The sequence below is a fragment of the Actinophytocola sp. genome, from assembly GCF_036555685.1.
In the GTDB taxonomy this organism is placed as follows: domain Bacteria; phylum Actinomycetota; class Actinomycetes; order Mycobacteriales; family Pseudonocardiaceae; genus Actinophytocola.
Window position 1 is genome coordinate 37,239 of record NZ_DATBKY010000215.1, and the last position, 9,707, is coordinate 46,945.

Sequence of the window (9,707 nt, forward strand, 5' to 3'; positions counted from 1 at the left end):
TTGTCTGTCTCCCAGGCTACCGACCGGGACCGACATAGTCGCGGACCATCCGAGCGAAGATCGCGATCGCTGTCGGCGAACGGCCCGGATTTCAGCCGGCCTCGAGCGTCTCTCGAGCCGCGCGCAGCCCGCTGCGGACCGCGCCCTCCATGTTGTTGGGCCAGCCGCTGCGCTCCGCCCCGGCGAACCGGATCAGCCCGTGCGGCTCGGCCAGCCGGGGGCCGAGCCGGCACACCTCGCCCGGCGCGAAGGCCACGTCGCACCCGAGGACATGCTCCTGGTCGGCCCACCGGAACACCTGCGCGGACCGCAACCGGTCCGCACTGGTGCCGAACGCTCCCGCCAGGTCCGCGAGCAGCACCTCGTCGGGCGCCTCCGCGTGCCCCGGCACGAAGCCGGTGACCCGGTCACCACGCCGCCAGGCGACCCACAGCGCGTCGCCGCCCACGACGGACGCGTGCCCCACGCGGTGCCCTTCCGGCAGCCTCGCGACGGCCTTCACGCCCGCGCCCACGTGCAGCGCGGACAGCGCTTGCCGGCCCTCGGGCAGCGCGGGCTCGAAGCCGACGGTGGCCAGGAGGTGGACCGGCACCGCGACCACGGCCTGCGCGGCGCGGTACTCCCGGCCGCCGCCGTGCGCGCTGACCCCGCCGCCGTCCTGGACGACACGCTCGACCGGCGTGCGCAGCCGTACGGCGTCCCCGAGGCGGGCGGCCAGCCGGATCGCGACCTCCTGCGCCCCCTGCGCGATGCGCCACTGGAACGTCGTGTGGAGGCTGCGCAGCGGGCCGCCCGCGAGGCGCCCCAGCCAGAGCAGGTGCAGCAGCGACGTCGACTCCGCGGGCGCGCACACCAGCGAGCCGGCGATCCGCTCGAACAGGTACCGGCTGTCGGCGCCGAGATCGAGCTCGTCGAGCCAGTCGGCGACCGACCAGGCGTCGAGCTCGTCGGCCCAGCGGGCCCGCCACGGGGCCTCCGGGTCGATGCCGTGCGCGTCCCGGACCGCACGGCTGTGCAGGTGGTACAGGTCCCGCCAGACACGGACGGGTGGGGTCCGGCCCCTGCTGTGGCCGGACGGCAGGCGCCAGAGCACGGGCGCGCCGAGCAGGCGAGCCGGTTCGAGGTCGAGCCCGAGGTCGTCGGCGAGGCGGCGCATGCCGCGGTGCGCCCAGCCGACCCACTCGCCGCCGAAGTCGGTGACCGCGCCGTCCGCCTCGCGCGACCGGGTCCGCCCGCCGACCTCGTCGCGAGCCTCGAGGACGAGGACGCTGCGACCGGCCCGGCGCAGCGCGGTTGCCGCGGTCAGTCCCGCCAGGCCGGCGCCGACGACGACCACGTCGCAGGCCCGGGAGTCGCCATCCATCGCACAGTCGTACCAGACCTCAGCGGCGCGATCCTCCGGTGAGCGCGTCGACCAGCTGCTCGGCGGTCTCCGAGCCGTCCAGCAGCTCGCCGACGTGCGCCTTCGTGCCCCGCAGCGGCTCCAGCGTCGGGATCCGCACGAGCGACTCGCGGCCGAGGTCGAAGATGACCGAGTCCCACGAGGCGGCGGCGATCGCGTTCGGGTAGCGCTCCAGGCAACGGCCGCGGAAGTACGCACGGGTGTCCAGCGGCGGCGTGGTGATGGCCGCCTGGATCTCCTCCTCGGTCACCATGCGCTTCATCGAGCCCCGGGTGACCAGGCGGTTGTAGAGGCCGTTCGCCATCCGCACGTCGGAGTACTGCAGGTCGACGAGGTGCAGCCGGGGTGCGGACCAGCCGAGGCCGTCGCGGGCGCGGTAGCCCTCGAGCAGCCGCAGCTTCGCCGGCCAGTCGAGCCGGTCGGCGCACTCCATGGGGTCACGGGCCAGCGCGTCGAGGATCTCCCCCCACGTGGCGAGCACGTTCATGGAGACGGCGTCCTGCTCGGTGCGGTCGAGGTTCTCCGAGATGAGCTCGTGGTAGGCCTGCTGGATGTCCAGGCCGGTGAACTTACGGCCGTTGGCGAGCTCGACGGTGGCCTTGAGGCTCGGGTCGTGGCTCAGCGTGTGCACGGCGCGGACCGGGTCGGCCAGCTTCAGGTGGTCGAACCGGAGCCCGCTCTCGATCATGTCGAGGACCAGCGCGGTGGTGCCGACCTTGAGGTACGTGGAGGTCTCGGCCAGGTTCGCGTCACCGATGATCACGTGCAGGCGGCGGTACTTGTCCGCGTCGGCGTGCGGCTCGTCGCGGGTGTTGATGATGCCGCGCTTGAGGGTGGTCTCGAGGCCGACCTCGACCTCGATGTAGTCCGCACGCTGGGAGAGCTGGAAGCCGGCCTCCTCGCCGGCCACGCCGATGCCGACCCGGCCGGAGCCGCAGACCACCTGCCTGGACACGAAGAACGGCGTCAGCCCGGCGATCACCGCGGTGAACGGGGTGCTGCGGGCCATCAGGTAGTTCTCGTGCGTGCCGTAGCTCGCGCCCTTGCCGTCGACGTTGTTCTTGTACAGCTGCAGGCGGGGCTGGCCGGGCACGGTGGCCGCGCGCACGGCGGCCTCCTCCATGACCCGCTCCCCCGCCTTGTCCCAGATGACCGCGTCACGGGCGTTGGTCACCTCGGGCGCGGAGTACTCGGGGTGCGCGTGGTCGACGTAGAGGCGGGCCCCGTTGGTGAGGATGACGTTGGCGGCGCCGAGGTCCTCCACCTCGGGGTCGGCGGGCGGCATGCCCGGTGCCCCCAGGTCGAACCCGCGCGCATCGCGCAGCGGTGACTCGACCTCGTAGTCCCACCGCGCGCGCCGCGCCCGCGGGATGTCCGCGGCGGCGGCGTAAGCCAGTACGACCTGGGTGGAGGTCAGTACCGGGTTGGCGGTGGCATCTCCGGGAACGGCAATGCCGTACTCGACCTCGGTGCCCATGATCCGGCGCATGCTCACCAGCCTACGGACACGGAATTAGGCCCAGGCAAGGGCGGCTCGATACGTCCAGTACTTCTCTGGGTCCTCCGCGAGGTCCGCGAGGCCCGGCACCGCGGGCACGCGCAGCGCCGCGAGGTTGCCGTGCAGCTGTTCCGGGCCGGCCGGACCCAGCAGAACCGTGTCCGCCCAGGGCTGGGCGAGCACGGCCGCCAGCGCGACGGCGTCCGGGCCCACGCGGTGCTCGGCGGCGAGCTCCGCGACCGGAGCCGGTGGTGAGACGGCGAGGCGGCCGTTGGCGAGCGCCTCCTTGACCAGCACGTGCGCGCCCGCGTCGTGGGCCTCCGCCAGCGCCGGTCCCACCGACTGCTCCAGCAGGTTCCACGTCGACTGCACGGCGGTGAACAGGGGCCTGCCGTGCCGCTCCAGCGACAGCCCCCGCCGCACGGTGTCCGCCTGCCGCGGCCCGGAGGTGGAGAAGCCCACGCGCACCGGCAGGGCCGCGAGCGCGTCCTGCAGCTCGACGTCGTCGAACAGCGGGCTGTCCGCGGTCAGCGAGTGGACCTGGTACAGCGACAGCGCCGGGCCGAGCAGCGCGGACGTCTCCGCCCACTGCTGCGTGAAGCGGGCCAGCGAGTGCTCCTTGACCTCGTGCACGGGCGCGTCGAGGCGCCAGTCGCCCACGTACGCGTAGCCCCACTTGCTCGACACGGTCAGCCCGGCCGGCGAGCGGTCGGCGAGCCAGCCCGCCAGGAACTCCTCCGCCCGGCCGTACGAGCGCGCCACGTCGATCCAGCGCACGCCCGCCGCATAGGCGCGGTCGAGCACCTCCCACGAGGCCGCGCGCATCGCGTCGATCGAGCGGTCGGCCGGCAGCTCGTCGCGGCCCACGTTGATGTAGGCCGGACGACCGAGGGCGGCGAGCCCGAGCGCCAGCCGCTCGATACTCGCCGCCCTCTGTGCCGTGCGGCCCGCCATGAGGCGAAGCTACAGGTACTGTCCGGTGTTCGTCGCCGTGTCGATCGCCCGGCCGGACTCCTGGTTCTTGCCGGTGACGAGCGTGCGGATGTAGACGATCCGCTCGCCCTTCTTGCCGGAGATCCGCGCCCAGTCGTCCGGGTTGGTGGTGTTGGGCAGGTCCTCGTTCTCCGCGAACTCGTCGACGATCGCGTCCAGCAGGTGCTGCACCCGCAGACCCGGTTGCTTGGTCTCCAGCACCGACTTGATCGCCGCCTTCTTCGCCCGGTCGACGATGTTCTGGATCATCGCGCCGGAGTTGAAGTCGCGGAAGTAGAGCACCTCCTTGTCGCCGTTGGCGTAGGTCACCTCGAGGAAGCGGTTGTCCTCGGTCTCCTCGTACATCCGCTCGACCGTGTGCTGGATCATCGCCTCGATGCACGCCGCCGGGTCGCCGCCGAACTCCGCCAGGTCCTCGGCGTGGATCGGCAGGCTCTTGGTGAGGTACTTGGAGAAGATGTCCCGCGCCGCCTCCGCGTCCGGCCGCTCGATCTTGATCTTCACGTCGAGGCGGCCCGGGCGCAGGATGGCCGGGTCGATCATGTCCTCGCGGTTGGAGGCACCGATCACGATGACGTTCTCGAGCCCCTCAACGCCGTCGATCTCGCTGAGCAGCTGGGGCACGATCGTCGTCTCCACGTCCGAGGAGACGCCGCTGCCCCGGGTGCGGAAGATCGAGTCCATCTCGTCGAAGAACACGATGACGGGGGTGCCTTCCGACGCCTTCTCGCGCGCCCGCTGGAAGATCAGCCGGATGTGCCGCTCGGTCTCGCCGACGAACTTGTTGAGCAGCTCGGGACCCTTGATGTTGAGGAAGTAGGACTTGGCCTCGGAGGCGTTGCCGTCGCCACGGATGGCCGCGACCTGCTTGGCCAGCGAGTTCGCCACCGCCTTGGCGATGAGCGTCTTGCCGCAGCCGGGCGGGCCGTAGAGCAGGACGCCCTTCGGCGGGCGCAGCTCGTACTCGTGGAACAGCTCGGCGTGCAGGAACGGCAGCTCCACCGCGTCGCGGATCTGCTCGATCTGCCGGAACAGGCCACCGATCGACGCGTAGTCGACGTCCGGCACCTCCTCCAGCACCAGGTCCTCGACCTCGGCCTTGGGCACCCGCTCGTACGCGTAGCCGGACTTCGTGTCCACCAGCAGCGAGTCACCCGGCTTGAGCGTCGCCTCCCGCAGCGGATCGGCGAGCCAGACGACACGCTCCTCGTCGGCGTGGCCGACGACCAGCGCGCGTGCCGGCGGCACGCCCTCCTGCATCTCCGCGAGCAGCTCGCGGAGCGTCGAGACCTCGCCGATGCGCTCGAAGTCACCGGCCTCGACGATGGTCAGCGCCTCGTTGAGGCGCACCGACTGGCCCCGGCGCAACTGGTCGACCTCGACGGCCGGCGACGCCGCGACCCGCATCTTGCGGCCCGCGGTGAACACGTCGACGGTGCCGTCCTCGTGACCGGCCAGGAATACCCCGTAGCCGCTCGGCGGCTGGGCCAGGCGGTCCACTTCCTCCCGGAGCGCCAGCAGTTGGCTCCGAGCTTCGCGCAACGTCTCGACCAGCTTGGCGTTGCGCTCGGTCAGCTGGCTGACCCGCTCGGATGCCTCCGCGAGACGCTGCTCGAGCAGCCGCGCATGGCGTGGCGAGTCCGTCAGCTTCCGGCGCAGCAGCGCTACTTCCTCCTCGAGGAACCGGATCTGTGCGGCCTCCGACGGTTCGTGCCCAGACCCCGGCTCATGTCCAGCGCCGTGCTCGTCGGCCTCCTCGGGCCGACCACCGGGACGATCGTGCTGCATGTCGGCACCTCCTCCCGTTAATTCTCTTACCAACCACGGTACCGGTGCATACCGACAAGAGAAGAGCATCCATATCTCGGAACTGTCGCGACACATCGCGGAAACCGATGTGGACACCGGTACATTGCGCCATCTCAGCGAGGCGAGGAACCACTCACCCGCTACGGTGCGTCAGCTAGAAGGGAACGCCGCTGACGCAGGCGTCCACACCAGACTTGGCGACGAGATCGCCGCGATGAAGGAGATGTTCGATGACGCAACCTCCGCAGCAGCCGGGTTCGTGGGGCGGCCAACCCGGCTACGGAGGCCAGCCCGGCCCTGGTCAGCAGCCTGGTGGCTATCCGCAGCAGGGCGGTTACCCGCAGCAGGGAGGCTACCCCCAGCAGGGTGGGTACCCGCCCGGCGGACCCCAGCCGCAGCAGTCCGGCGGATTCGGACAACCGGGTCAATTTGGGCAGCAGGGCCCTTACGGCCAGCCGGGTGGTTACGGTTACGGTCCGCAAAAGAAGAGCAAGATGCCGTGGATTCTTGCCGGCGGCGGCGTGCTCGTCGTCGCCGTCGCGGTGATTCTCATCATCGTGCTCGGCGGCGGCGGCTCAGGCAGTCCTCAAGGCGTTGCCGAGGATGTCGTCGACGCGTTCAACTCGAAGGACGCGAACAAGCTCAACGATCTCGCCTGCGACTCGGCCAAGGAGGCGGCCGGCAAGGTCGACCCGAAGGACCTCGAGCCGCAGGAGGGCATCGAGGTGAAGGCGGAACTCGGCGAGGTCAAGGAGAACGGCGACACGGCGACCGCCGAGATGACGATCTCGCTGAGCGGCGGCGCCGCGGAGAACCTGCCGGAGGGGACCGGCAACACCAAGCTGACCATGAAGCTGGCCGACGAGGGCGGCTGGTGCGTCAAGGACATCGGCTGACGCACGGGCGAGCCACCAGCAACGACTCGATGACGATCGCCGTCGGTCCCGGTCCCGGCGGCGATCGTCGTTTTCGGGGCCATACGATGTGTTTGAGGGGGAACGGGTCGTTCGGCGGCTCCGTCTAGCTTGGTGTTGGCATTCGTTCCGAAGGAGTCCGGGCCCAGATGACCTACCCACCGCAGCAGCCGGGTCCCTACGGGCAGAACCCGTACGGCCAACAGCAGCCACCCGGCACTCCGCCATATGGCGGACAGACGTCCTACCAAGGGCTCGGCAGCTACGGTCCGCCACCGCCGCCTCCGAAGAAGCGCAACACCGGGATGATCGTCGCGATCGTCCTGATAGTCCTGCTCGTGCTCGGCGGCGGTGGCGTCGCCACCTACGTCCTGCTCAACAAGGACGACAAGCAGCAGACCGCGGACGAGAGCAAAAAGAACACGCCGTCCTCCGAGGACCAGCCGACCGAGGAGTCCACGCAGACCTCGGACGGGGACGGCGGTGGCGGCGCCAGCAACACGCCCGACGACGTGCGCACCGCGTACATGGAGGCGTACGAGAGCAAGAGCTTCGCCGACGTCGTGAACAGCGCGTGCGCCGCCTACAAGAGCAAGTACGGAACCGACACCACCAGCCTCGAGAAGCAGCTCGCCCCGTTCGAGATCACCGCGACCGCGAGCGGCGAGCCCGACGTCAACGGCAACACCGCCACCGCCGACATCAACCTCGAGCTGTCGAATGCCGGCACCACCGAGAAGCCGAAGATCTTCATCAAGATCGTCGAAGAGGACGGCCAGTGGCGCTTCTGCGGTGAGGGGGAGGCCAAATAACCGATCGGCCACTGCTCCGCCGGGCCGGCATGATCGCCGTCCTGCTGCTGGGCGTGCTGCTGATCCTCGGCCTGCTGGCGCTCGGCGTCTACCTGCTGTTCTTCCGGCCGGACCCGCCGCCGGAAACCGGCGAGCCGCGACCGGTGGCAAGCGCTCCGGAAAGCCCCGGCCCGGGATCCTCGACCGAGTCGCCGGGCGGGGGTTCCGGCAACGGCTCGGACGGTGGGTCCGAGTCCGGTTCGGAGTCGAGCGCGGTCCCCGACACCGCTGACCTGGAGGCCGTGGCACGCGACTACGTTGTCGCGGTGAACGGCCGGGACGAGGCCGCGGCGACCGCGCTCACCTGCGAGCGAAAGGATCCGGGCACCTTGTACTCGGTCACCGGGGGTCGCGAGGTGCGGCTCGTCCGGGTCGAGGTGTTGGAAGGCGCCGTCGGCTCCGCCCAGCTGCGGGTCGGCGACGGCGAGACGGCTTTGTTGATGGAGAAGCGGGAGGACCGCTGGTGCGTGGCGATCTGAGGGCGGCGCTATGAGTGACGAGTTACCACCGGAGCAGGAGCCGGCCGGCAAGCCGGAGTCACCAGACCCGGCGAAGCCGGCGAGCCCGGGCGCGAACACGGAGGAGCGGGACGAGGCCCGCTTCGGCAGGCGGACGGCGCTGCTGATCCTGGGCGTGGCCGTCGTCGTGCTGGCGGCGATCGGCGTGGGGATCTACCTGATCGCGACGTCGGGCGAGAAGGACGTGGCCGATCCGGCACCCCCGACGATCACCGACCCGTCCCAGCCGAAGCCGCCGTCCTCGGCGCCGGACCCGTCCGGGCTGCCCACCCCGTCGTCGGCGGCGGGGACCGTGTCGAAGGCGCCGAAGCCCTCGGCCGACCGCCCCGTCGTGGCCGCCCGCTCCGCCGCGGAGGAGGCGGCGCAGGCGATCAACGAGCGCGACATCGACGCGATGAAGGAGCTGAGCTGCGACCCGAGCACGGTCGGCTCGGTCCAGGCGTTCCCGCCCGAGGCCACCGCCCGGCTCGTGCAGAACCCGGAGGTCGAGGGCAACAAGGCGACGGCCCAGCTGGAGCTGTCGATCTCCGGCAGCGAACCGACCCTCGTGCCGCTGCCGATGGAGCGGCACAACGGCAAGTGGTGCGTGCCGTAGGACGTCAGGCCCGCTGAGCCCGGCGCTGCGGCCGGGGCGTGACCACGCCCTCGGCCAGGCGCCGGGCCGTCAGCACGAACGCCGTGTGCGCCACCATCCGGTGCTCCGGACGCACGGCCAGGCCGACCACGTGCCACGGGCGCATCAGCGTCTCCCAGGCCTGCGGCTCGGTCCAGCACTGCTGCTCGCGCAGCCCCTCGGTGACCTTGGACAGCTGCGTCGTCGTCGCCACGTACACCACGAGCACGCCGCCCGGGATGACGCTGTCCGCCGCGACCGCCAGCAGCTCCCACGGCGAGAGCATGTCGAGGATCATCCGGTCGACCTCGCCCGCGTGCCGGGCGAGGTCGCACACGTGGAGGTCCCAGTTCGCCGGTCGCTCGCCGAAGAACGCGGTCACGTTGCGCTCGGCGTGCTCGGCGTGGTCGGCGCGCACCTCGTAGGAGGTCACCCGGCCCTCGGGGCCGACCGCCCGCAGCAGCGAGCAGGTCAGCGCGCCCGACCCGGCGCCCGCCTCCAGCACCCGGGCGCCCGGGAAGATGTCGCCCCACATGACGATCTGGCCGGCGTCCTTCGGGTAGATCACCTGCGCGCCGCGCGGCATAGACAGGACGTAGTCGGCGAGCAGCGGCCGCAGCGCGAGGTAGGAGGTGCCGCCGGCCGAGGTCACGAGCGAGCCCTCCGGCTTACCGATGATCTCGTCGTGGGCGACCGCGCCGCGGTGGGTGTGGTACTGCCCGCCCGGGGTGAGCACGAGCGTGTAGTGCCTGCCCTTGGGATCGGTCAGCTGAACGCGATCCCCCTCCCGGAACGGTCCGCTCGCCCTGACCTCCGTCACCCTGCTCCCTTCGCTGAAGTTCGCGTGACACTACTCTGTCGGCGGCGTGCCACTGTCGATCACACGGGGGAGATCATGACGTACCCGCCGCAGCCGCCCGGCCCGCCCGGTCCGCCAGGACAGCCGGGGCCCTACGGGCAGCAACCCGACCCCTACAACCAGGGGCCGTACGGCCAGGGCCAGTGGAACCAGGGTCCCCAGCCGACGACGCCGTGGACCCAAGGGCCGCAAGGCTTTCCGGGCCCGCCGCCGCCGAAGAAGCGCACGGGCCTCATCGCGACGCTGATCA

Annotated in this window: 9 protein-coding genes and 1 pseudogene; 5 read left to right on the forward strand and 5 right to left on the reverse strand. The window is 71.1% G+C overall.

Features of this window, described 5'->3' with window-relative positions; translation table 11 throughout:
- Window positions 1-91 precede the first annotated feature (91 nt).
- From VH969_RS20390 to arc, 4 genes are read right to left on the reverse strand one after another with little or no spacing between them, the layout of a single operon-like run.
- The gene (locus tag VH969_RS20390) at window positions 92-1,363 is read right to left on the reverse strand and encodes a flavin monoamine oxidase family protein (protein WP_331976548.1); all 1,272 of its coding nucleotides are present in this window, start codon (window positions 1,361-1,363) and stop codon (window positions 92-94) included.
- Between the two features lie 19 nt (window positions 1,364-1,382).
- Window positions 1,383-2,891 (reverse strand): depupylase/deamidase Dop, encoded by a 1,509-nt coding sequence (gene dop / locus VH969_RS20395; protein WP_331976550.1) that lies wholly within the window; start codon window positions 2,889-2,891, stop codon window positions 1,383-1,385.
- 24 nt (window positions 2,892-2,915) lie between these two features.
- Entirely contained in the window at window positions 2,916-3,854 is a 939-nt protein-coding gene (locus VH969_RS20400) for an aldo/keto reductase (protein ID WP_331976552.1), read from the reverse strand.
- A 9-nt stretch (window positions 3,855-3,863) separates the two neighbouring features.
- Window positions 3,864-5,681: a proteasome ATPase gene (arc, locus tag VH969_RS20405; RefSeq protein WP_331976554.1), complete on the reverse strand. Its 1,818-nt coding sequence runs from the start codon at window positions 5,679-5,681 to the stop codon at window positions 3,864-3,866.
- A 251-nt stretch (window positions 5,682-5,932) separates the two neighbouring features.
- Between arc and VH969_RS20410 the strand changes: the two genes are divergently transcribed.
- The 4 genes from VH969_RS20410 to VH969_RS20425 all read left to right on the forward strand — a co-directional run bounded on the left by VH969_RS20410 (window position 5,933) and on the right by VH969_RS20425 (window position 8,580).
- Entirely contained in the window at window positions 5,933-6,598 is a 666-nt protein-coding gene (locus VH969_RS20410; protein WP_331976556.1) for an Rv0361 family membrane protein, read from the forward strand.
- Window positions 6,599-6,765: 167 nt separating this feature from the next.
- Window positions 6,766-7,428: a hypothetical protein gene (locus tag VH969_RS20415; RefSeq protein WP_331976558.1), complete on the forward strand. Its 663-nt coding sequence runs from the start codon at window positions 6,766-6,768 to the stop codon at window positions 7,426-7,428.
- 29 nt (window positions 7,429-7,457) lie between these two features.
- Window positions 7,458-7,946, forward strand: coding sequence for a hypothetical protein (locus VH969_RS20420; protein WP_331976560.1), 489 nt, complete (start codon window positions 7,458-7,460; stop codon window positions 7,944-7,946).
- 10 nt (window positions 7,947-7,956) lie between these two features.
- Window positions 7,957-8,580: a hypothetical protein gene (locus VH969_RS20425; protein ID WP_331976562.1), complete on the forward strand. Its 624-nt coding sequence runs from the start codon at window positions 7,957-7,959 to the stop codon at window positions 8,578-8,580.
- A gap of 4 nt (window positions 8,581-8,584) precedes the next feature.
- Here VH969_RS20425 and VH969_RS20430 read toward each other — a convergent pair whose 3' ends face one another.
- The gene (locus VH969_RS20430) at window positions 8,585-9,418 is read right to left on the reverse strand and encodes a tRNA (adenine-N1)-methyltransferase (RefSeq protein WP_331976564.1); all 834 of its coding nucleotides are present in this window, start codon (window positions 9,416-9,418) and stop codon (window positions 8,585-8,587) included.
- A gap of 75 nt (window positions 9,419-9,493) precedes the next feature.
- Here VH969_RS20430 and VH969_RS20435 point away from each other — a divergent pair.
- Window positions 9,494-9,707 (forward strand): annotated as a pseudogene (locus tag VH969_RS20435) (hypothetical protein); the annotation flags it as partial.

Bases quoted from the DNA above. Each gene is read 5' to 3' on its own strand.
- dop (WP_331976550.1), bottom strand. From the start codon at position 2,891: ATGCGCCGGATCATGGGCACCGAGGTCGAGTACGGCATTGCCGTTCCC.
- VH969_RS20420 (WP_331976560.1), top strand. From the start codon at position 7,458: ATGATCGCCGTCCTGCTGCTGGGCGTGCTGCTGATCCTCGGCCTGCTG.
- arc (WP_331976554.1), bottom strand. From the start codon at position 5,681: ATGCAGCACGATCGTCCCGGTGGTCGGCCCGAGGAGGCCGACGAGCAC.
- VH969_RS20415 (WP_331976558.1), top strand. From the start codon at position 6,766: ATGACCTACCCACCGCAGCAGCCGGGTCCCTACGGGCAGAACCCGTAC.
- VH969_RS20400 (WP_331976552.1), bottom strand. From the start codon at position 3,854: ATGGCGGGCCGCACGGCACAGAGGGCGGCGAGTATCGAGCGGCTGGCG.
- VH969_RS20410 (WP_331976556.1), top strand. From the start codon at position 5,933: ATGACGCAACCTCCGCAGCAGCCGGGTTCGTGGGGCGGCCAACCCGGC.
- VH969_RS20390 (WP_331976548.1), bottom strand. From the start codon at position 1,363: ATGGATGGCGACTCCCGGGCCTGCGACGTGGTCGTCGTCGGCGCCGGC.
- VH969_RS20425 (WP_331976562.1), top strand. From the start codon at position 7,957: ATGAGTGACGAGTTACCACCGGAGCAGGAGCCGGCCGGCAAGCCGGAG.